Annotated in this window: 20 protein-coding genes and 3 tRNA genes; 9 read left to right on the top strand and 14 right to left on the bottom strand. The window is 37.4% G+C overall.

What is annotated here, in order from left to right:
- The first annotated feature begins 59 nt into the window (after nt 1–59).
- The 8 genes from ACYIAR_RS14840 to kdsA all read left to right on the top strand — a co-directional run bounded on the left by ACYIAR_RS14840 (nt 60) and on the right by kdsA (nt 6,415).
- A complete protein-coding gene (locus ACYIAR_RS14840) occupies nt 60–1,055 on the top strand; it encodes a sugar phosphate isomerase/epimerase family protein (RefSeq protein ID WP_480330689.1) in 996 nt (331 codons plus the stop codon).
- A 413-nt stretch (nt 1,056–1,468) separates the two neighbouring features.
- Nucleotides 1,469–2,314, top strand: coding sequence for a 50S ribosomal protein L11 methyltransferase (gene prmA / locus ACYIAR_RS14835; protein WP_480330687.1), 846 nt, complete (start codon nt 1,469–1,471; stop codon nt 2,312–2,314).
- Nucleotides 2,315–2,432: 118 nt separating this feature from the next.
- Nucleotides 2,433–2,654 carry a YtxH domain-containing protein gene (locus ACYIAR_RS14830; RefSeq protein WP_480330685.1) on the top strand — a complete coding sequence of 74 codons (222 nt, stop codon included), beginning with the start codon at nt 2,433–2,435 and terminating at the stop codon, nt 2,652–2,654.
- A gap of 9 nt (nt 2,655–2,663) precedes the next feature.
- Nucleotides 2,664–3,071: a phage holin family protein gene (locus ACYIAR_RS14825; RefSeq protein WP_480330683.1), complete on the top strand. Its 408-nt coding sequence runs from the start codon at nt 2,664–2,666 to the stop codon at nt 3,069–3,071.
- Nucleotides 3,001–3,411 carry a hypothetical protein gene (locus tag ACYIAR_RS14820; protein ID WP_480330681.1) on the top strand — a complete coding sequence of 137 codons (411 nt, stop codon included), beginning with the start codon at nt 3,001–3,003 and terminating at the stop codon, nt 3,409–3,411. The genes ACYIAR_RS14825 and ACYIAR_RS14820 overlap by 71 nt, the downstream gene beginning before the upstream one ends.
- Before the next feature lie 167 nt (nt 3,412–3,578).
- Entirely contained in the window at nt 3,579–4,589 is a 1,011-nt protein-coding gene (gap, locus tag ACYIAR_RS14815; RefSeq protein ID WP_480330679.1) for a type I glyceraldehyde-3-phosphate dehydrogenase, read from the top strand.
- Between the two features lie 72 nt (nt 4,590–4,661).
- Nucleotides 4,662–5,597, top strand: coding sequence for a tRNA (adenosine(37)-N6)-dimethylallyltransferase MiaA (gene miaA / locus ACYIAR_RS14810; RefSeq protein WP_480333673.1), 936 nt, complete (start codon nt 4,662–4,664; stop codon nt 5,595–5,597).
- Between the two features lie 14 nt (nt 5,598–5,611).
- Nucleotides 5,612–6,415 carry a 3-deoxy-8-phosphooctulonate synthase gene (kdsA, locus tag ACYIAR_RS14805; protein WP_480330677.1) on the top strand — a complete coding sequence of 268 codons (804 nt, stop codon included), beginning with the start codon at nt 5,612–5,614 and terminating at the stop codon, nt 6,413–6,415.
- 124 nt (nt 6,416–6,539) lie between these two features.
- Here the strand turns inward: kdsA and ACYIAR_RS14800 are convergent, their stop codons facing one another.
- The 5 genes from ACYIAR_RS14800 to ACYIAR_RS14780 form a co-directional block, all read right to left on the bottom strand.
- Nucleotides 6,540–8,852, bottom strand: a complete 2,313-nt coding sequence (locus ACYIAR_RS14800) for a patatin-like phospholipase family protein (protein WP_480330675.1) — start codon at nt 8,850–8,852, stop codon at nt 6,540–6,542.
- A gap of 57 nt (nt 8,853–8,909) precedes the next feature.
- Complete coding sequence (locus tag ACYIAR_RS14795; RefSeq protein ID WP_480330673.1) at nt 8,910–10,082, bottom strand: DUF418 domain-containing protein; 1,173 nt, start codon at nt 10,080–10,082, stop codon at nt 8,910–8,912.
- Nucleotides 10,083–10,197: 115 nt separating this feature from the next.
- Nucleotides 10,198–10,281: transfer RNA gene (locus ACYIAR_RS14790), tRNA-Leu, on the bottom strand.
- A gap of 17 nt (nt 10,282–10,298) precedes the next feature.
- Nucleotides 10,299–10,381: transfer RNA gene (locus ACYIAR_RS14785), tRNA-Leu, on the bottom strand.
- Nucleotides 10,382–10,411: 30 nt separating this feature from the next.
- A tRNA-Gly gene (locus ACYIAR_RS14780) sits at nt 10,412–10,484 on the bottom strand.
- A 357-nt stretch (nt 10,485–10,841) separates the two neighbouring features.
- On the opposite strand from ACYIAR_RS14780, the gene ACYIAR_RS14775 reads away from it, so the two are divergent.
- Nucleotides 10,842–11,597, top strand: a complete 756-nt coding sequence (locus ACYIAR_RS14775; RefSeq protein ID WP_480330671.1) for an exodeoxyribonuclease III — start codon at nt 10,842–10,844, stop codon at nt 11,595–11,597.
- On the opposite strand, the gene ACYIAR_RS14770 is transcribed toward ACYIAR_RS14775, so the two are convergent.
- The 9 genes from ACYIAR_RS14770 to ACYIAR_RS14730 form a co-directional block, all read right to left on the bottom strand.
- Nucleotides 11,581–12,288, bottom strand: a complete 708-nt coding sequence (locus ACYIAR_RS14770) for a TIGR02757 family protein (RefSeq protein WP_480330669.1) — start codon at nt 12,286–12,288, stop codon at nt 11,581–11,583. The genes ACYIAR_RS14775 and ACYIAR_RS14770 overlap by 17 nt on opposite strands.
- Nucleotides 12,285–12,698: a GtrA family protein gene (locus ACYIAR_RS14765; RefSeq protein WP_480330667.1), complete on the bottom strand. Its 414-nt coding sequence runs from the start codon at nt 12,696–12,698 to the stop codon at nt 12,285–12,287. The genes ACYIAR_RS14770 and ACYIAR_RS14765 overlap by 4 nt, the downstream gene beginning before the upstream one ends.
- Nucleotides 12,699–12,806: 108 nt before the next feature.
- Nucleotides 12,807–13,151: a 50S ribosomal protein L20 gene (gene rplT, locus ACYIAR_RS14760; protein ID WP_022455800.1), complete on the bottom strand. Its 345-nt coding sequence runs from the start codon at nt 13,149–13,151 to the stop codon at nt 12,807–12,809.
- Between the two features lie 110 nt (nt 13,152–13,261).
- The gene (gene rpmI / locus ACYIAR_RS14755) at nt 13,262–13,459 is read right to left on the bottom strand and encodes a 50S ribosomal protein L35 (protein WP_480330665.1); all 198 of its coding nucleotides are present in this window, start codon (nt 13,457–13,459) and stop codon (nt 13,262–13,264) included.
- Between the two features lie 67 nt (nt 13,460–13,526).
- Entirely contained in the window at nt 13,527–14,120 is a 594-nt protein-coding gene (infC, locus tag ACYIAR_RS14750) for a translation initiation factor IF-3 (RefSeq protein WP_480330663.1), read from the bottom strand.
- Between the two features lie 57 nt (nt 14,121–14,177).
- Nucleotides 14,178–16,118, bottom strand: a complete 1,941-nt coding sequence (thrS, locus tag ACYIAR_RS14745; protein WP_480330661.1) for a threonine--tRNA ligase — start codon at nt 16,116–16,118, stop codon at nt 14,178–14,180.
- A gap of 412 nt (nt 16,119–16,530) precedes the next feature.
- Nucleotides 16,531–19,071 (bottom strand): M1 family metallopeptidase, encoded by a 2,541-nt coding sequence (locus tag ACYIAR_RS14740; protein ID WP_480330659.1) that lies wholly within the window; start codon nt 19,069–19,071, stop codon nt 16,531–16,533.
- The gene (locus tag ACYIAR_RS14735) at nt 19,068–19,526 is read right to left on the bottom strand and encodes a DUF4268 domain-containing protein (RefSeq protein ID WP_480330657.1); all 459 of its coding nucleotides are present in this window, start codon (nt 19,524–19,526) and stop codon (nt 19,068–19,070) included. Before ACYIAR_RS14735 ends, ACYIAR_RS14740 begins: the two co-directional genes overlap by 4 nt.
- 227 nt (nt 19,527–19,753) lie before the next feature.
- Nucleotides 19,754–22,588, bottom strand: coding sequence for a M16 family metallopeptidase (locus ACYIAR_RS14730; RefSeq protein WP_480330655.1), 2,835 nt, complete (start codon nt 22,586–22,588; stop codon nt 19,754–19,756).
- Nucleotides 22,589–22,604 lie beyond the last annotated feature (16 nt).

The following is a 22,604-nucleotide window of genomic DNA, read 5'->3' as shown; positions in this document are numbered from 1 at the left end:
ACTAAAAATCTATTTTATATTTGTGAGTATAATAATTGTTGAACTTTAAATTTAAAATTATGTCAAACAGAAGAACTTTTTTGAAGAATATTTCCCTTCTGACTTTAGGCGGATTGGCAAGTCAGAATGCTTTTGCCTCATCAAACAATCTTTTAAATACTAATTCAACAACGTCTGCCAACGCTACAACTGCAAAACAAATTGGTTTGCAGACATACTCACTTGGAGAAGATTTGCTTAAAGACCTTCCTAATGGATTGAAGAGATTGGCTAAGATGGGTTATACAGACCTTGAATTGTTCGGTTATCAGGAAAACACTGGTAAATTCGGTACATATTCTAAGGAAAACCAGATATTCTTCTCAGGTAAAGAATATAAGAAAATAGCTGATGACGCAGGTATCAGAATTACCAGCTCACACCTTACTCCAAATCTTCGTGAATATACTCCGGAAAATATCTCAAAATTTGAAGACTTCTGGAAAAAGGCAACAGATATACATGCTGAAATTGGAGTGAAATATATGGTTCAGCCAAGTTTACCAAAAATCGAAAACGAAGATGATGCAAAACGTGTTTGCGAAATCTTCAATAAAGCAGGTGAAATTACAAACAAAGCAGGTATTCTTTGGGGATATCACAATCACAGCAATGAATTCAAACGTGTTCTTAAAGCTGGAGAAAAACCAGAACAGAATCCTAATCCTTGGGCTCCTCCAAAAGGTACTTATATACAGGAATTGTTCATGAAGAATACAGACCCTGATAAAGTAATGTTTGAATTGGATGTATATTGGACTGTGATGGGACAGCAGGACCCAATTGAATGGATGGAAGATTATTCAAATCGCATCAAACTGCTTCATATCAAAGACCGTTGGATTCTTGGAGATTCAGGTATGATGAATTTTGAAAAGATCTTTACAAAAGCAAGAGAAATCGGAGTTTTGAATTATTTCGTTGAATTGGAAAGCGACAGAAGAAAACATCGCCCACAGTTTGAAGGCGTTGAAGCTAGTGCAAAATATTTGCTGAATGCTCCTTTTGTAAAATAAACTGTTTCAATAAATAATCATTTAAGGCATTGCGGAACTTATATCTCCGTAATGCCTTTTTTGTTTATACATATATATGTATTCGAAAATTGAATTTGTTTACAATCTCAAATAATCCATACCTAAATAGACTTATTTTTCAGCAACAAAACGCCATCTTTATAATACCCTGTTAGTCAAAGAATTGCATTTTCATAAAATTTTCTCGCCCTGAAAAACTTTTTTCATCAGCATGAAAATAGATTTTCATAATATATGGAAATTTATTTTCACAATATATGGAAAAAGTTTTCCATATATTATGAAAAACATGAATCATTAGCATCAAAATCCGAACACAAGAATTATGTAAATTAATTTCCTCCCTACTGTTTATAAGATTTTTTTGTAGATTTGCCAAAAACTAAAATATTATGAACTATTACGAGCTTAATTTCACTTACAATTCTGAAATTGAAACTTCAGTTATAAATGATATTCTTGCTGCCGTGTTAGGCGAAGTTGGTTTTGAAAGCTTCACTGAAAACGGAAACGGCTTGCAGGCATATATTTCTGAGAAAGTTTATAATGAAGATGCTATCAAGGAAGTTCTTGCTTCCTTCCCTATTGATGGCGTGGAGTTCAACTATACTACTTCATACGTTGAAAGCCGCGACTGGAATGAAGAATGGGAAAAGAATTATTTTAAGCCCATAAAAATAAATAATGACTGCATTATCAGAGCTTCATTCCATGAGGATGAACCAGGATATAAATATAACATTATCATAGACCCGAAAATGGCTTTCGGCACAGGAAACCATGCTACAACTTTCCTAATGATAAGCGAAATGCTGAAACTTGACCTTGAAGGAAAAGAACTTCTGGACATGGGTTGTGGAACAGCCGTGCTGGCAATTCTTGCAAAAATGAAAAATGCATCACGTGTTGTTGCTATTGACATTGATGAATGGGCTTATAACAATGCAATAGAGAATATCAAGCTTAATCATACCGAAGAGATACAGACAGCACTTGGTGGAGCAGAAAAAATCGATGAATTCGGAAAATTTGATATCATATTTGCCAATATCAACCGTAACATTCTATTGAACGATATGCACGTATATAAAGCTCATCTGAAAGATGGAGGAACATTATTTATGAGCGGATTCTACACTGAAGATATCCCAGCAATCTCGGAAGAATGTAATAAAAACGGATTGAATCTGGTTTCTTATTCCGAAAAAGACAATTGGGTTGCTGTAAAAGCACAGTAATGTTAGAAAAAATTTAATACTGCAAATAAATTAACACATTTTATACATATAAACTTATTAATAAGAAATAAATCGTCTATCTTAGGCGTATTATTAATCACATAAAAGAAAAAGTAATATGAAAAATGTAGATTCAAAATTATTATTAGGCTTGGTTATTGGTGCTGCAGTAGGTAGCGCAGTAGGATATTTGATGGCAACTGACAGAAAAGAAGAAATTCTTGAAGAACTTAACGGAGTAGTTGGCAAAGTAAAAGAAGGTTTCAATTCAGCAATTGCTAAATACAAAGAAAGCAAACAGGAATTAGTTGCTAAAGCTGAAGACACTGCAACAGAATAACAATAAAAGATGAATGATTCTGACAAAATCTTCCAGGAACTGAAGAAAGACCTGACCAATTATGTTGAACTCAGGACAGAACTATTCAAATTGAACGCATATGAGAGAATGGGGAAAGTTATCAGCATTCTCTCATATGGTTTGATTCTTGTATTCCTGGCTTTTTTCGCCATACTATTCATTTTTTTGGCATTAGGATTCTTTCTGAGTGAATTGCTTGATTCGTTTGGAGCCGGTTTCGGCATTGTGGCAGGATTGTATCTTATTCTAATAGTAATTATCCTCGCATTGAGAGATGAAATCAGAAACAAAGTCATAAACGAAATCATTGCTGCACTTACGGCTAATGATGACAAGAAAAACAATTCCGACAATGAACAACAGACAGCAAACACCACTGGAGAAACTATTGGCTGACAAAGCCCGTCTGCAGGAAGAATGTAAAGCACAAGAAACAAAGCTAAACGAAACACTTTGCTATTTCCAGGAAAATGCAGGAAGCTTGTTGATTTCCGGTTTGTCTTCGCTGCTGTTTCCTGCAAATAAATCTACCAATAAAACGAAGGAAACAAACCAGAGTGTCAGCAAGGATGCGATACCACCTGTTTCGTTTGGTTTAAGCGATTACATCTCTATTGCGAAAGGTCTTCTACCCGTTGCGTGGGAAATTATTCAGCCTATTATGCTCAGTTGGGGCATAAAAAAAGCCAGAAAGATGATTACTTCACTTTTCCGTTCAAAGAAAAGTGAGATTTAACATTTAATTAGACTTAAAGACTCACTTTTTTGCCGAATTTGATTGTCTTCATAAAAAAGATAATTAACTTTGCGGCGTTAAAAGAAAGAACCTAATAAGTTCTTAAAGTTGTTTAGATTTATAAAGACAACATTTTTTAATAAACCCAATAAAAAACTATTATTACAATGATTAAAGTAGGTATTAACGGTTTCGGTCGTATCGGCCGTTTCGTATTCCGTGCAGCTCAGAACAGAAACGATATCCAGATCGTAGGTATTAACGACTTGTGCCCAGTAGATTACTTGGCTTACATGTTGAAATATGACACAATGCACGGCAAATTCGAAGGTACTATCGAAGCTGACGTTGAAAACAGCAAATTGATCGTTAACGGTAAAGAAATCCGCGTTACAGCTGAAAAGAATCCTGCTGACTTGAAATGGGATGCTGTAGGTGCTGAATATGTTGTTGAATCAACAGGTTTGTTCTTGACTAAAGAAAAAGCTCAGGCTCACATCCAGGCTGGTGCTAAATATGTTGTAATGTCTGCTCCTTCTAAGGATGACACTCCAATGTTCGTTTGCGGTGTTAACGAAAAGACTTACGTTAAAGGTACTCAGTTCGTTTCTAACGCTTCTTGTACTACAAACTGCTTGGCTCCTATCGCTAAAGTATTGAACGACAAATGGGGTATCACAGACGGTTTGATGACTACAGTTCACTCAACAACTGCTACTCAGAAAACAGTTGACGGTCCTTCAATGAAAGACTGGAGAGGTGGTCGTGCTGCTTCTGGTAACATCATCCCTTCTTCAACTGGTGCTGCTAAGGCTGTAGGTAAAGTTATCCCTGAATTGAACGGTAAATTGACAGGTATGTCAATGCGTGTTCCTACTTTGGACGTTTCAGTTGTTGACTTGACAGTTAACTTGGCTAAACCAGCTACTTACGCTGAAATCTGCGCTGCTATGAAGGAAGCTTCTGAAGGCGAATTGAAGGGTGTTCTTGGTTACACTGAAGATGCTGTTGTTTCTTCTGACTTCTTGGGTGACACTCGTACTTCTATCTTCGATGCTAAAGCTGGTATCGCTTTGACTGATACTTTCGTTAAAGTTGTTTCTTGGTATGACAACGAAATCGGTTACTCTAACAAAGTATTGGATTTGATCGCTCACATGGCATCTGTAAACTGCTAATCTATAAAGATTATATAGTTTCAAAGCCGCATCCTTTTGGATGCGGCTTTTTTTGTTTATCTTTGTTTTATGATGAACAACGATACAAAACATAATTCAGATTATCAGCTGATAACAATACTGGGACCAACGGCTTCCGGAAAAACAGCTTTTGCCGCAGCTCTTGCTGAAAGGCTTGATACTGAAATTATCAGTGGTGACTCACGTCAGATTTACCGCTCAATGGACATTGGAACTGGTAAAGATTTGGCTGATTACATTGTAAACGGTAAACAGATACCATACCATCTTATAGATATTTGTGAACCAGGATATAAATATAACGTATTCGAATATCAGCATGATTTCTTCAAGGCTTTCAATAGTATAAAAGATAAAGGGAAATTACCTATTCTCTGTGGAGGAACGGGGATGTATATCGAAGCCGTTCTTAAAGGTTATAAGCTTTTAGATGTTCCTCCTAATCCGGAATTAAGAAATAGTCTTAAAGGAAAATCTTTAGAAGAACTTGAAACAATTCTTTCAAGCTATAAAACGTTACACAATAAAACAGATGTAGATTCGGCACAAAGGGCTATTAGGGCTATTGAAATTGAAGAATACTACAAAACTCAAGCTCCGGATAAGAACGAATATGAACCAATAAACAGCTTGATAATTGGTGTGCAAATCGACAGAGAGCTGAGAAGGGAAAAAATATCACGAAGATTAAGAAGTCGTTTGGACGAAGGCATGGTGGATGAGGTCCGAAACATCCTTAACACAGGTGTTAAACCTGAAGATTTGATATATTATGGATTGGAATATAAATTCCTGACACAATATATCATTGGGGAGTTAAGTTACGAAGACATGGTTTCACAACTTGAAATAGCTATCCATCAGTTTGCAAAACGTCAAATGACATGGTTTCGTGGGATGGAAAGACGTGGCTTTACGATACATTGGATTGATGCTACGCTTCCAACAGAAGAAAAAATAGAGAAGGTTCTAGACTTTATAAAATAATAAATAAACAAGTTATGCTTTCAATTGAAGATTTGAGAAACAAAGAAAACTTTTTCCTTCTAGCCGGTCCTTGTGTAATAGAAGGAGAAGATATGGCTCTGAGAATCGCTGAAAAGATTTCTGAAATAGCACAACGACACGATATAAAATATGTATTCAAAGGTTCGTACAGAAAAGCTAATCGTTCAAGGCTTGATTCATTTACAGGAATTGGAGATGAAAAGGCTTTGAAAATTCTAAGAAAAGTAGGAGAAACTTTCAATATACCAACAGTCACTGATATCCATGAAACTCACGAAGCAGATATGGCTGCTGAGTATGTTGATGTTCTGCAAATTCCGGCTTTTTTATGCAGACAAACTGATTTGTTGGTGGCAGCTGCCAAAACAGGAAAAATTGTAAATATTAAAAAAGGACAGTTCCTCTCTGCTGGAGCTATGAAGTTTGCCGCTCAAAAAGTCGCAGATGCCGGTAATAAAAATGTAATGCTTACAGAAAGAGGTACAACATTCGGTTATACAGATCTAGTTGTTGATTTTAGAGGTATTCCGGAAATGCAGTCTTTTGGTTATCCCGTAGTAATGGATATTACTCATTCATTGCAACAACCAAACCAGACTTCAGGTGTAAGCGGAGGCTTACCTTCAATGATTGAAACCATAGCTAAAGCTGCAATTGCTGTTGGTGTAGATGGATTATTCATAGAAACACATCCACAACCATCAATTGCTAAATCAGACGGTGCAAATATGCTTCAACTTGATTTGCTTGAAGGTTTATTGGAAAAACTGATTAGAATAAGAAAAGCTATTATCTAATCTAAAAGAAAAATTAATGAACTCTCAAATATGAAAGAGTTCGGTGTCAAAATAAAATAGGATCACTCCTAAGTCATACAAGGAGTGATCCTATTATTATTTCTACTTCTTTATCAAAAGATAATTAGTCCAACATCTTTGGATTAAATATCAAATAACCAATATTAAGTCCAAAATTGAAATTATTATCCGGATAACTATATCCGTTTGCATAAAGGCTAAGACTTATTACAGGAAGATTTACAACCAAAGCTAACTCACCCATATATTGGAAAGAATGCATGAATTTACCATATTTAGCAACATTCAATACTGAATTATTATATACTACTGAATGATTCTGAATTTCATATAACGGAGAAAAACCATACATATCAAACCTAAGATGGAACATGTCATTGAATTTCCAAATCGGTGATAATCCTAAAGCAACATACTGGTTAGCTCTGAATGCTTCATTGAAAACTATTGAGCTATGGGGCGTTGGCGTAAACGCCGGAGCTTGAAGTATGGAAGCTGTGTAGTTTTCCATTAAGTTCTTGCTGGAAACAACTAATTCTCCAGTATAACCTAATTTAAAGTTCTTACCCAAACTACTATACTTTTCCCAATGACCTTTCATCTGTAACCAAGTATGTGTTTTCCGGCTGAACAAATTTAATAGCTCAGAGCGTGATGGCTCATAATTCTCAAACCCAGTAACATATTGCGCCGTCAAACTAACTTCTTCACCAGATATAGGATATTGTTTTGCATCAAGAGTACTATGCTCGATATGCAAAGAACCACAGAACAAATCATACCTGCTATGATCAAACTGAGAATCTGACAATGATAAATCAGTTGATTGCAAATAATAGTCGTTAAGCACGCCATAAGCAAAACCAATCTCCGCCTTCGCCATATTCAGGAAAGGAAAACCGAGAGTAAGTTTCGTATATAGTTCTTTCTGCTTAATAAAAGCAGGAACAACATCTTCATAAAATAAAGATTGTGTCTCTGTATATTTTTTATATGAAAATACTCCTTGCCATCTTAAATATGTAGGAATACGTGTCTGAAGAAAAATCTGCTCATCCAACAAAACTCCACTAAAAGAATTTCCGACATGAAAACCAGCTTTTGAATTTGATGCAAATCTGCCTAGATATTTATAACCTAACCCCAAATAAAGCTGATTTGCCTGATGAGAAGAAATATTACCTCCGAAATTTATATCAATTTCTTCTGACATCTTGACATCCAGATAAAGATCAAAAGTCTTGTTACGCCTATTATAAACTGCATGAGGAACTATCTCCTTTATCTTTGAATATGCAAGCATCTTAAAATATGCTTTCTTAAATTCTTCCATCGAGAAAGTTCCATTTATATCGCGGTGCAGCTGAGACTCGATATATTTCTTCTGCGCTTCAGTAACACCAGTAATATAAATATTCCTGAATTCCAATGGTGGCAGATTATCTCTGTATTCTTTACGCCTTCTTGCCAAGTCCTCTTTTGGAAGTTCACGAGGCACACGTTTCTTGATGGAATCCATCAATTGCATAGTACGTTTGTAACCTATTTCCATAAGTTCCTCCGCACGGTCAAAATCCAATAAAGAAACATCCTGGAAATTGAAACGCACCGTAACTCCTTCCTCTTCGGATATCCCTTTCTGACCATCCTGCATAATCATAGCCTCTAGCTGACTATACAAATTATTTGATGGTTTATTCGGACCACTTGACAAGTTTGAACCTAATATGAAATCAGGATTAAAAGAATCCTGCATAGGTTTAACCGGGAAATTATCATAAATACCACCATCAAACAATGGGACTTTATCTTTCCATATTGGTTTAAATACCATTGGGAAAGTCATAGACACGCGGACAGCATCACCCAAATCTCCATTTTTGAATATAACGGCTCTCTTATTGTAAACATCAGAGCCGACACATCTGAAGGGAACAAACAAATTGTCAAAATTCCAGCCTGCTTTTGCTGAAGCCTGAGCATAAAGACCCATAAAAGCCTGATTCATCTGTATCGGGTCAATAAGGCTTTGAGGAAGGAAATTTGTCTTAATATGCAACGAATCTGAAAAATCAAGAGATATATTGAAGAATTCGGGAGTTGCATCTGGCTTTCGAAAATAATACATATAATCATCTTCTACTTTTCCTTTTTGCCAATAACCGAATTCTTCTGACAACATCAACTCAAGCATTTCATCAGGAGTATATCCTATTGCATACAAACTTCCAATAATAGCTCCAATAGATGTTCCCGTAACATAATCAATAGGAACATTATTCTCTTCAAGAGCCTTGATAACTCCAATATGTGCAGCTCCTTTAGCTCCTCCTCCACTTAAGACCAATCCAACTGTCTGAGAAGAAACTGAAAAGGGTAGGAATATAGTTAACAGGAAAAAAACAAGCCTTTTCATTCAGTATCCAATTTATTACTAAATCAAAATTACTGTTTTTTTTCAGATGCAACAAATTTACTTCAGCCAAGTTGCACGCTTCCATATATATTCCAATGGCCCGTGAGTGTGATGCTTCATCCACCATTTGCAGAAACTCAATTGAACGAAGAAAAATGCTATACCAACAAAGCAACTTGCTGTAATTGTCAAGTCATCATGCAAAGACAATCCCCAATTATAGAATATAAACGAACCAAATATACTTTGGACAATATAGTTTGTCAAACTCATTTTTCCATAAGGGATGATTTTATCCAGCACAGACTTCATATTAGTTCTATAATACATAAACAATACTCCGGATACAAGCATCAGCATGAATGCGAAATTAGACAATGACTTCAATATCAAAGTAAGCTGAGTCAAAAGTCCTTTGTTTTCTATGAAACCAGGCAACATATTGCAAAGCCCGTATAATGGGAAGAATGAAATAATAGCGGCTGCACATATTTTATTCCATACAGACAACTTCTCTTTCAGGAACAGCCTGTTTCTACCTATAAGCATACCTAGTATAAATAAAGCCGCACTTTGGAATACTCGTCCATTATCCCATGCCCAAGCTAAACTAGCCAATTGACCTTCCCATAGATTTGTCTTCAATGTACTAATAAAATCACCTGTGAGCTGTGATTCCTTAGTCATTGCCCATAATTCACGGGTAGGAATAGTTGCTGGTATATATGTAGGATCCAATGCTGCTCTTATTGTATAATATAAAGGTAATGGCTGAATCAACAGAATCGCAGCCAATATAAGTAGTTTCTTGTCAGACATTCTAGCTGTAAGAACCAAAACAAAACCTACTAACGAATACAGTACGAGAACTTCAGCCGTAAAAAATGAAGCATTTAGATTTCCAAATATAAACAGAAGAACCAATCGCCAGCAAAAACGCAAACGATAATCATTTCCTCTCATTCTTTGGTTGTCATCCTGTATGAAAAAGCTAAATCCGAAAAGAAGAGCAAAAACCGCATATGCCTTTCCCCCAAACATAAAGAACAGACCATCCCAAACGGCTTTGTCTGTAAAATTAAGGAAATCACATTGGGTAGATGTATCGGGATAAGAATAAAAATTGAAATGTTCGATAGAATGAAGAACTATAATTCCCATAACTGCCAAACCTCGAAGCACGTCGGCAACATCAACTCTGGCATGTCCGATTTTCTTTTCTTTTTCCATAAATATTATGTATTAGACAGATTATTATTCAAAACAAAATTAACAAAAAGTATATATTAAAAAAAATGCCCATACACTATTACGTGTACAGACAATCCTATTAACACTTACAATGTGCGCAGAATGAGACTCGAACTCACACGCCGAAACCGGCACTACCCCCTCAAAGTAGCGTGTCTACCAATTTCACCATCTGCGCTTCAAAAGAAACTACAGTACCCAGAACAGGACTCGAACCTGCACAGCCGCAAAGCCACTCGCACCTGAAACGAGCGCGTCTACCATTCCGCCACCTGGGCTCAATAAAACAAATATCTCTTTTGCTCTTGAGCGGAAGACGGGACTCGAACCCGCGACCCTAACCTTGGCAAGGTTATGCTCTACCAACTGAGCTACTTCCGCGATAACGGCTGCAAAGATAAGCATGATTTTTTAATATGCAAAAGAAATATTGTTTTTTTCACAATAAAAATTCCATGTGATTAATTATGATTTGTAAATAAAAATCAGTATCCAATTACAATATTCTTGTAATTTAGAACATTAACTATATATTCGGATAATATCACAAACTTCCATTCTTTATACTTCTATATTTTGCCCAAGCTTACTCCTTCCTCTATATTCAGATAATATAAGATGCCGCTCTGCAGAGCAAAATCAAAAACAAGTTTTTATTTTGCTCTGCACTCGCCTTTCGCTATATTTGTATAGAAATAAATATATGTAATTAATAACTAACATTATCATCCCACTTTTATGAAACTGATTTCATGGAATGTTAACGGACTAAGAGCTTGCTGTGACAAAGGATTCAGAGAATCATTTGCAACACTGGATGCTGATTTTTTCTGTCTGCAAGAAACTAAAATGCAGGAAGGACAACTTGACCTTTCGTTCGAAGGATATGAATCTTATTGGAATTATGCAGAAAAAAAAGGATATTCTGGCACTGCTATCTTTACAAAACATAAACCTATCTCCGTTTCTTATGGAATAGGAATTGACGAGCACGATCACGAAGGAAGAGTCATTACATTAGAAATGGATAATTTCTATCTGGTAACTGTTTATACTCCAAATTCTCAGGACGGACTAAAAAGACTAGACTACAGAATGACCTGGGAAGAAGATTTCCGCAAATATCTGCTTTCTCTCGACAAAAACAAACCTGTAATCGTGTGTGGCGACCTGAATGTTGCTCACAAAGAAATTGACTTGAAGAATCCTAAGACTAACAGGAAAAATGCAGGATTCACAGACGAAGAAAGAGAGAAATTCCAAATTCTGCTGGACAACGGATTCATCGACACATTCAGATATTTCTATCCTGAACAGGAAAATATATATTCGTGGTGGTCATACAGATTCAAAGCAAGAGAGAAAAACGCAGGCTGGCGTATCGACTACTTTCTGGTATCCGACAGATTAAAGGATAAACTGTCGGATGCAAAAATTCATACAGAAATATTCGGTTCAGACCATTGCCCTGTCGAAGTTACTTTGGATTGTTAACTCCGTATCCGAACAAAGCAAAATCTCCATAACATGGATCGCCGGGAAATATCTCATTCAAAGCTTGGGTTATTTTCCTGGCGTTTCCTAATGAAAATGTTTCTGTCGAAACCAGGCCAAGTTCAAACGCTACTCTGCAAACATGCGTATCGAGTGGTATTATCAGTTCTGATGGAGAAAATGAATTCCAAATTCCAAAATCAACAGCTGAATCGCGGCGAATCATCCATCTCAAAAACATATTCAGTTTCTTTTGAGGGCTTTTATTTGATACTCCCATAAAAGCACATATCTTATCCATCGGAGAACCGGCAAAGCTATTCAAACAGTCTTCCAACGAATCGAAACTTGTATATGCATTGTAAAGTTTGCAGAAAAAAACATTCATCTCCGAATAGAAAACCATTCTGTAGAAACTTACTCGCTTATCTGCCGGAAAATCATCATTCCATTTCATTGACTTGATATATTCCAACGGAGATTTTCCCATCAAAGCATGCAATTCTTCCGCTTTTTTCAATATCTGTTTTCTGTTTCCAAAGCTAAGTAAAGCTGTCAACAGTCCACTAATTTCTATATCCTGCTTTTTCTCAAACCTATGAGGGAACTGAACCGGGTCAGCAGGGATAAAATTAGAATTATGAAACTCTGCAGCCCATGCAACAAGCTTTGATTTTACTTCCTCTGTCATTGCAATTTATTTTTTATACGTTTGTCAACAAATGTAATTTTCTTATTCAAAACGAAATTTACTGCACCATAAACGAACAGACCAAGGAATTGTGAAACATACTCATTCAAACCTAAAACCTCAACCATAAGCAGCAACGCAAGGAACTGGGAACAATAGGCAAAAGCAAAGGCAACCAAAAATAACAACGACTGCCTCAAAAAAGAGCCTTTTCCAACAGCAAACACCCAATACTTACTCCAAAAGAAATTATTTATTAATGCTGCAATATACCCGGCAACATTAGCCCACAAATAATTGAAGCATAAAATCTCCATCATTATCCAAACAACCAATGCAGTTATCAAAGCATTTAATGTTCCGATAATGACAAAACGTATGAGCTGAGATGAGTTTCTTTTATTTTTCAATTTCCCGGTAATTACAAAGACAAATATACAATAATTTTATTTCTCTTAAACGATATAAAAAAAGGCTGTACTCTCGTACAACCTTTTTATATCCTAAGAATTTAATTCTTACTTCACTTTAGCAACGATTGCTTTGAAAGCTTCAGGATGGTTAACTGCTAAGTCAGCCAAAACCTTACGGTTGATTTCGATACCTGCAGCGTGCAAAGCACCCATCAAACGAGAATAAGACATACCTTCCAAACGAGCTGCAGCATTGATACGCTGAATCCACAATGCACGGAAGTTACGTTTTTTGTTTCGACGGTCGCGGAATGCATAAGTTAAACCTTTTTCCCATGTATTTTTGGCTACTGTCCAAACATTTTTACGAGCACCGTAATAACCACGGGTAAGTTTCAAAATGCGCTTTCTTTTTGCTCTTGAAGCAACATGATTTACTGATCTAGGCATAATTCTAATCTGTTTTGAATGTTAGCGCCATCACTTCAAACCGAAGGATGAACTTAATTTGCTAAAAATTCGGTTAATAAAAATCTTGTAAAAAACTCGCTAATTAAAAATTACTTCATGCAAAGCATTTTCTTTACATTGTTCACATCTACGTTTGCAACCAAACCAGTGTGAGTCAAATTTCTCTTCTGCTTTTTAGTCTTTTTTGTTAGAATGTGACTTTTAAAAGCGTGTTTTCTCTTGATTTTACCTGTTCCGGTAAGAGCGAATCTTTTTTTGGCACCGGAATTAGTCTTCATCTTAGGCATTTTCCAAATATATTTAATTAATTAAACTTTAGTTTATCCGAGGCTTTGCAGCCTCGGACATTTTTTCTCAGTCTTCTTTTTTCTCAGCTTCTTCCTTTGCAGGAGCTGCTGCAGGTTTTTTAGCAGATTTCGGAGCACCAGCCTTCTTTGGTGTAAGCATGATAATCATACGCTTTCCTTCCAACAAAGGCATCTGTTCAACTTTTCCGTAATCTTCCAAGTCATTTGCAAAACGAAGCAATAACACTTCTCCCTGTTCTTTAAACAAGATTGAACGTCCCTTGAAGAACACATAAGCTTTAACCTTTGCTCCTTCTTCCAAGAAACCTTTGGCATGCTTCAATTTAAAATCATAATCATGATCATCAGTCTGAGGTCCGAAACGAATCTCTTTCACTACAACCTTGACAGATTTAGCCTTCTGTTCTTTCAGACGTTTCTTCTGCTGATACAGGAACTTCTGATAATCAATCACTCTACAAACGGGAGGCGCAGCATTAGGTGAAATCTCAACCAAGTCCAAACCCTGTTCTTCGGCGATCTTCAGTGCCTGAGAAGTGGGATACACACCTTGCTCTACATTGTCACCGACTAATCGAACTTCACGAACGCGAATACGCTCGTTAATTCTGTACTGCTCTTTCGGATTGTCATTCTTCATCAAAAATGATTTCTTTCTCCTTTTTAAGTTATTACTTGTTTTTTATATGTCACTTTTTTACCAGCGGTTCATCATTTCATCAACCTCACTGTTCAAAAGCGCTGCAAAGTTAGCAATTTTCATTGAACCTTTATCACCTTCGCCCTGTTTTCTTACAGAAACTTCACCATTTTCTGCTTCTTTTTCACCTACAATAAGCATATATGGTACTCTTTTCATCTCATTGTCGCGAATTTTGCGTCCAATCTTCTCATTTCTGTCATCAACAAGAACACGGATATCGTGTTTCTTCAATTCTTTTGCTACACTCTTTGCATAGTCATTGAAGCGTTCGCTGATAGGCAAAATACATACCTGATCCGGAGTCAACCACAATGGGAACTTACCAGCTGTATGTTCAATCAACACAGCAACGAAACGTTCCATTGAACCGAACGGTGCACGGTGAATCATAACCGGACGATGTTTCTGGTTGTCCTCACCTGTATATTCAAGTTCGAAGCGCTCTGGCAAGTTATAGTCAACCTGGATTGTACCCAACTGCCAACGACGGCCGATAGCATCCTTAACCATAAAGTCAAGCTTAGGACCGTAGAATGCAGCTTCACCATATTCAATCTTAGCAGGAAGACCTTTTTCCTGACAAGCTTCGATGATTGCCTGTTCTGCTTTTTCCCAATTTTCTTCGCTACCGATATATTTTTCACGGTTCACTTTGTCACGCAAAGAAATCTGAGCCTCGAAGTTTTCGAAATTCATTGATTTGAACACTACAGAAATAATATCCATAACATTCAAAAATTCTTCCTTAACCTGGTCTGCACGGCAGAAAATATGCGCATCATCCTGAGTAAAGCTTCTTACACGTGTCAATCCGTGCAACTCGCCACTCTGTTCGTAACGGCAAACTGTACCGAATTCAGCAAGACGCAAAGGAAGATCCTTGTATGAACGAGGAGAATTCTTGAAAATCATACAGTGATGAGGACAGTTCATCGGTTTCAAGAAATATTCTTCTCCTTCTTCCGGTGTATGGATTGGCTGGAATGAATCCTTACCATATTTAGCATAGTGTCCGGAAGTTATATAAAGCAATTTGTTTCCGATTGGAGGACAAATCACTTCCTGATAATCATAACGTGCCTGAATTCTGCGCAAGAAATCCTGCAAACGCAAGCGAAGAGCAGTTCCTTTTGGCAACCACATTGGCAAACCTTTACCTACAGTATCAGAGAACATGAACAAATCAAGTTCCTTACCAATCTTTCTGTGGTCACGTTTCTTTGCTTCTTCAAGCATAGCCAAATACTCATCGAGCATTTTCTTCTTAGGGAATGTGATAGCATACAAACGAACAAGCTGTTTGCGCTTTTCATCACCACGCCAATATGCACCGGCAACACTAAGAACTTTTACGGCTTTGATATATGATGTGTTAGGAAGATGCGGACCACGGCAAAGGTCTGTAAATGCACCCTGCGTATAAGTGGTGATTGTTCCATCTTCCAACTCGTTGATCAATTCAACTTTGTATTCTTCGTTTCTTCCGCCAAACATAGCCAAAGCGTCAGCTTTGGTGATATCCTGACGTACGATAGCTTCTTTGCGGGCAACAAGCTCCATCATCTTTGCCTCGATGGTTGCAAAATCGCTATCTTTAATAACTCCTTCACCCGGATCTACATCATAGTAGAATCCATTTTCAATAGCCGGACCGATACCGAACTTGATTCCAGGGTACAACTCCTGCAAAGCTTCAGCCATCAGGTGGGCACTTGAATGCCAGAATGCGTGCTTGCCTTCTGGGTCTTCCCACTTGAACAGTTTTACACTTGCATCCTCGTTTATAGGACGAGTCAAATCCCAGATTTCACCGTTCACACTTGCAGCCAAGACATCCTGAGCCAATCGTGAGCTGATGCTTTCTGCAATCTGCATTGCAGTTGTTCCTTCAGCATATTCTCTTACGGAATTATCCGGAAATGTAATCTTAATCATATTCTGTTCACTAAAAATTTCTTTTATTCAGTTTGCAAAGTTAATATTTCTTTTTAAGGAAAGAAATTTTTGCTGACTAATATTCTTGAATTTTGACTTGTAATAAAATTTGAGTTATATTACCCTCAAAAATATATCCGACCCCATTCCCGAATACGTCCGTATATATTTCTCCGTGGGGCAATATATATTCTTTCGCGGGGTCGGACCTACAAAAAATATCTTCAGAACTTTTTGGAAGCGCTTCTGCACATATTTCGAATTTTTTCCGATTACGAATTTTTCAGTCAGAAAAATAGTTCTCCCCCAAAAAGGATACTACCTTTTCAAAAAAAGCTCGTTATGTTTTTCCAAAAACATAGTTATGTTTTTTCTGAAACACTACGAGCTTTTTTCTCCCATATTTATTCCATCATCTATACAAATGATCAGCCTGTTGCTTAAGCTTGCTTATCAGCAGATAATTCATATCTGGATTTTCTTTAAGGAAAGCATCAACCTCACTCTTTGCTGCTTCCGAATGATGTCCGGACAAAAGAGCACGCAACCACGCTGTTGGGAAAAATATATCTCCCGTTTTCTGAACTTCAGGCAGAATATCCAATGCCGGTCTGATATATTTTACCGCTTCATTCTGGCGCAACGGATGATTTAGATACCTCAAAGCTGACGAAGCCCACGGCTCAACACGCCTGTTCTCAGCTTTAAGCAATGAATTGAAGGCGCTGTCACGCACAGATTCCAACGGCGAAACAGCCGGAGATATAAACTCAAATTCCTGCAGACGGTCGGCATTCGAAAATCTTGCAGACTGTGTCTTAATTATATTCTCATATTCATCAGGCATTCTCACTGAAAGTTCGTATGCTATATTCACATAATCGTTTTCAGACAAAGAACATCCGCGAGGAGCTTTCTGATTCTTCCATACATTATATATATATGTATTGGCATTCTTACTGCCGGACAGACTGACATACTTACGGAAAGCCTGCAAACGGAGTGACTTGTCCTGCTGATTCGTAATCTCACCCATCAATGCTTTCTCCACAATTTCAGAGTTCACAGGAAACAGAGTTTGAGCTTGCGACATATATCCCAATGCCATTGTATAAAGTAACTTATTCTTTTCCTTTGGAATATAGGAAAGCATAGATTTAATGTAGTTCTCTGACGAGATGGATTTATTGATTACATTCTCAAACAATGTAATAAGAACAGAACCTTTCAGCACCTCAGAGCTTGCCGTATCCAAAACATTAAACAACGCGTCAGCTTCAGAATTGTCAATCAGGAAATATCCATACCCTATTCCGTCCGCATTAGGAATAACAACAGACTTCTCTCCTGCTTCAAAAGGTAAATCCACAATGATTTCTGATGTATCTGATGTCATGCAGACATTAAGCACTGCTTCTTTGTCGCCACTTTTCACGATATACTTAAGATTCTGTGGCCACAAACGTCCTTTTCCCTGCGGATCAGATTGTCTGACAACAAGTTGCGAATCTTCACAACGCGCCTGAATTGTCGGCATGCAGTTTTCCTTCACCCATATATGGCTCCACTGTTCAAGGTCTGAATCAGTATACTTATCCAAAATCGAAATCAGATTATCCCAAGTAGCATTGCCATAAGCATAAGTATTCAAATATTCCTGTATGCCTTTTCTGAAAGCATCATCACCAAGAAGTTGAACCAGCTTTTCCATCACAATAGGCGACTTGTTATATATAATATTACTGTATATAAGGCCTGCATTCGACAGATTGTCCAATGGTTGTTGGATAGGCATAGCTCCAGCTGTTCTGTCTTCCGAATATGAAGGCGGGAAATAGTCCTGGATGAAGTTCAGACGATGATTAACAGTCGGAAACATTGACTGAACCATTTTCGAAGCGAAATAGTTGGCAAAGACTTCCTTAGTCCATACGTCGTCAAACCAAGCCATCGTAACGAAATCGCCAAACCACATATGCGCTGTTTCATGTGCAATCAAAGAGCTGCGGGCAAGTTCTTCGTTCAACGTAGGATTTTCATTCAGAAAGATAGTACGGTCTGCATATAATGTTGCTCCCGTATGTTCCATTCCACCATATTGGAAACCCGGAAGAACGATAAGATCATATTTACTGAAAGGGTAATTTATACCAGTATAATTTTCCATCCATTCCAAAGCATCAAAGACCTGAGAAGCAATAACCGGTGTTTGAGAAACTTTTTCAGGATTATTTTCCCTATGATACAGGCTTATCGAGCGATTTCCACGTGTAAACGTCTCATACTTAAGTTTACCTGCAACGAATGAGAATAAATAAGTACTCAATGGCTCAGTCTCGCCAAACGACAAAAGTTTTCTGCCGGGTCTGGACAGTGTATCCAATGAAGAAACAGCGGAATTAGAAACTGCATTCCAACTGATAGGAATATCCAGAGATAATGAGTATTTAGCCTTGATATCAGGTTGGTCGAAACACGGGAAAAGCGTTCTTGCTCTGTCCGGCACAAGCAATGTGTAAAGGAATTCATCCCTGCGATTCAAAGACTGGTCGTTGGCTTTGAATGTTATCACAGCCTCATTCGTTCCGGCATGTGTGACTGATTTATTGCCTAAAGAAACGATATGCTCATTAACAACACCAAACTTAATTGGTGATTCATTTACCACAACCGACTCAATCTGAGAAGAATCAGCACGGAAGTCAATCATCAATGGCTCAGGTTTATCCTGAATCCATCTCAGTTTGGCTACTCCCACGACAGGTTCTTCCTTACTTTCAGGAATTCTGAAAGACAAATCATACTTTACTTCCAGAAAGTGTGTTTTTCTGAACTCTGCAAGTTCCTTGCTTACTCCCGGCTCTGAAGTGTAGATATTATGCTCTTTCAAATTCGAACAGGAGGATAAAACAAATAAGGCAAATGTGCCCAGTGCAACAAACAAACCTTTCATACTTCTTTCAGATATTCAGCAATACTCATAAAATTCCTTTCCAACAAATACATCTGTCTAGCCATAAAAGAGAAAAATTCGCCCCAATCCGAGCGACGGTGGAAATCTATACCTTCTTTCTTAGTATATATGCGTGCCACCTGATTCCCGGTTTCTCTGATATAACAAATATCCCAAATCAAACCTTCAGGAAAATCTTTCTCTAAAACGTCTTTATACCAGGTAAGCTTCTCAAAAGCCTCAAGTCTTTCATCCTCCTGACGATGATTGACTTCAAGTATTACGTAAGCTCCGTTCCTGTTGACGTCGAACTTCAGCTCCATTCCTTTTACCTTGGTATTATATAAAACCCACATTTTGCGACGGCGGCGCAAATATGGCTGAACTTCACAATAAGCGGCAAAGCTTTCCCAAAACTCTACTTTAAGTTTCTTTAGCTCGTCTTTACTATACATATTTATATATTATGAATTAATCAATTATTTAAGTTTCGCAAGTTGCTCAACTTAAAAGTCGACAAGGCTTCAGGGACAAGTTGACAAGGTTAAAACACTTATAACCATAAATATTATTATCTAAAAACTTTTATCAACTTGTCTTCTCGTCAACTTGTCAACTCGTCAACTTTTTATTGTAAGTTTAGCCTCTCAAACTCAAGTCAATTACCAAATGCAGTATATTACTACTTAAAAACATCCTTGTCCTTCATGTAAACTATCTCTCCGAAAGAAGATAGTTTTTCCATATCTATTTTCTTTCGGTTACCAACTATGGCATAGTTAACCGGACGTCCTTTGAGGTGACGTTTGTAAAAGTTGAATATATCAGACAAAGAAAAACTGTCAACTGCTTCCAACATAAGCTTGTTCGGATCTTCCTCGAAACCTTCTTTGTTATAAAATGCCCAGCGGAGAGAAACATCTCTAAACGAAGGAAACATACTGTTTACCTCATTACGAATTGACTGCTTGATATCATCAAGTTTATCAGGATATAAAGGCATATCATCAATCAAAGCTTGCAAAACAGACATTGCATCAATAGTTTTGTCGCATTGCGTTGACAAAAACCCAAGCATAAATCCCGGTTGCTCAATATGTTGTCTGGACGGAAGCTGAAAACGTCCAGAAACTCTATAAGCCAACGATCTAAACTCTCTTATCTCCTGAAACAATACAGAATTCATATTTCCACCAAAATATTCAGTAAACATATTGGCAATGAAACGCTCACGCTGCTCGGGCAATGTTTCACCACAAACAAAACTTCCGATAATACTTTGGCTTATATCAGATTTGTCGTAGAAAAAGACCTGAGGTTTCTTGTATGATTTCAGTTTTCTTAAACAAGGAGATATTGATTTGTTAACAACATCACCCAATGGCAAATGACGAAGCAAAAGCTCTTCAACCTCTTCCCTGCTTCTGTTTCCGCAATAATGAATATCGCAGGCATAAGTCATGACATTGTGCAGAAGAGATACCAAATTTTCTCCTTTCATCTTCTTCACTTCAGACACAGATGGTTTAGTCAGATAAATGGATTTCTCTCCATAAATCATCTTTTCCATCAAGGCACGTGCCATACTGTCTGCCGATTGCTTGAAAGACTTGTCCAAAACCCTTATTTCGTCCACAAGATGCCTTAGTTTCTTATCATTAGGCTTAGCCTGTTTCAAGAAAGAAGAAACAAGAACCAATGTTTCTGAAAAATTATTGTCGAATCCTGTTATACGCACAACAAAACTCCTTTCGTTTGCTTCGAAAGTCATAATACTTCCCAAAGACTGCAAACGGCTTCGGAATTCTGCAAACGAAAGCTCTGTGGTTCCGAGATGTTGCAAATAATTTGCCATCAGCTTCAATCTTGGTTCGGATATTGAACCTATTGAAAACAACAAATCAAGGGAAAAAATCTCATTGACCGGATTTTCCGTAACATACAATTTTACATAAGGAGTCAAGTCCTTTATTTGCATTCCACAAGTTTCTGCAGTAATGAAATGCGGACTCAACTGCTCTACTGGCAATTTCTCCAGTTCCTTTGCATAATCAGAAGACTCGTTCTGATGCTTCGGAACAATAGGCGCATAATCAGGCTTTGATAAATCATCCTTCGGATATTGCCCGGTTTTCTTCAACACATGCAAATAATCTTCCGTAAAATAGCGACAAGCAGCATTCACAATATCTTCTTTTGTCAATGCGTCAATTCTCTCTATCTCACAAAGATATTCGTTCCAGGTTTTTCCTTGGGAAAATATATTCATCATAACTCTCGCTCTTGAAGAAATATCTTCCAGAGCAGAAGTATAATTTCTTTTCTGTTCCAGCTTAAGACTCTGGAAGAACTCGTCAGAAAATTCTCCTTTCTTAAGTTTCTCAATCTCATTCCAGACCTTTTTTTCTGCAGAAGAATATGATTGAAAAAGCATTCGGGGCATAACTACAATTGCCAGAATACCTGCATCATTCATCTGCTCATTGATAACAGTTGCGGCAAGAACTTTATGATCCACTACGAGCCTATCAAGGAAACCAGTTCCATTACTGTTGTTCAACAAAGATGATATAATCTTCAGAGCCACTTCGTCCGGATGATTAGCAGGAACGCCTCTGAAACCAAGAACCATTATCTTAACAAATGGAACTGGTACTTTCAGAAAGAAAGTCTCGCGACCTTTGAATTCCGGAAGCGGATAAGTAATTCTGGATATTGGCTCACCTTTTGGAATTCTTGAAAAAGCCTTTTCAATCATCGGAAGAGCCTGTTCCGTTTTAAAATCACCACACAGGATAAGTCCCATATTTGGACCAACGTAGTATTTCTCAAAAAAACGGCGCATTTCCGACAATCTCGGATTCTTCAAATTTTCAGTACTGCCAATTATAGGATAAGCATAAGGATGATCTTTGAAATACCTTTCCTTCAATCTCTCCATTGAAAGACCACCAATATAATCTCCGTACATGTTCTTTTCCTCATAAACCGTCTCAAGTTCACTCTGGAACATTCTGAAGACAGGATTCAGAAATCTCTCACTGTTAATCTCAAGCCATTGCATAAGATACTGAGGTGAAAAGACATTATAATACGAGGTGAAATCGATTGAAGTTTCAGCATTCAGTTTTGTTCCACCATATTTTGATATTAGCCGGTCAAATTCATTCGGTATTACAAAATCAGCGGCTTTGACACTGAGCTTATTTATTTCTTGCTGAATCTGAACACGCTGCTGTTCGTCTGTTGCAACAGCTAATTCATCGTATTTCTCAGCAATTTTATCAAGATAGACTTTTTCCGACTCATAGTCAACAGTCCCAATCTTATCTGTTCCCTTAAACATTATATGCTCAAAATAATGAGCAATTCCTGTATTAGGACAATCCTTAGCTCCGGCTTTGACCACAACGGCACCAAACACTTTTGGCTGATGATGATCTTCATTCAGCCAAACAGTCAAACCATTACTTAGTGTAAAAGTCTTACATTTTATTTTCTGTGCCAAAGCCTTCATTTTTTCAGTTGTTAAA

The sequence above is a fragment of the Parabacteroides sp. KHUB-01 genome, assembly GCF_056640935.1.
This window is presented reverse-complemented; position numbering and strand designations above follow the sequence as displayed.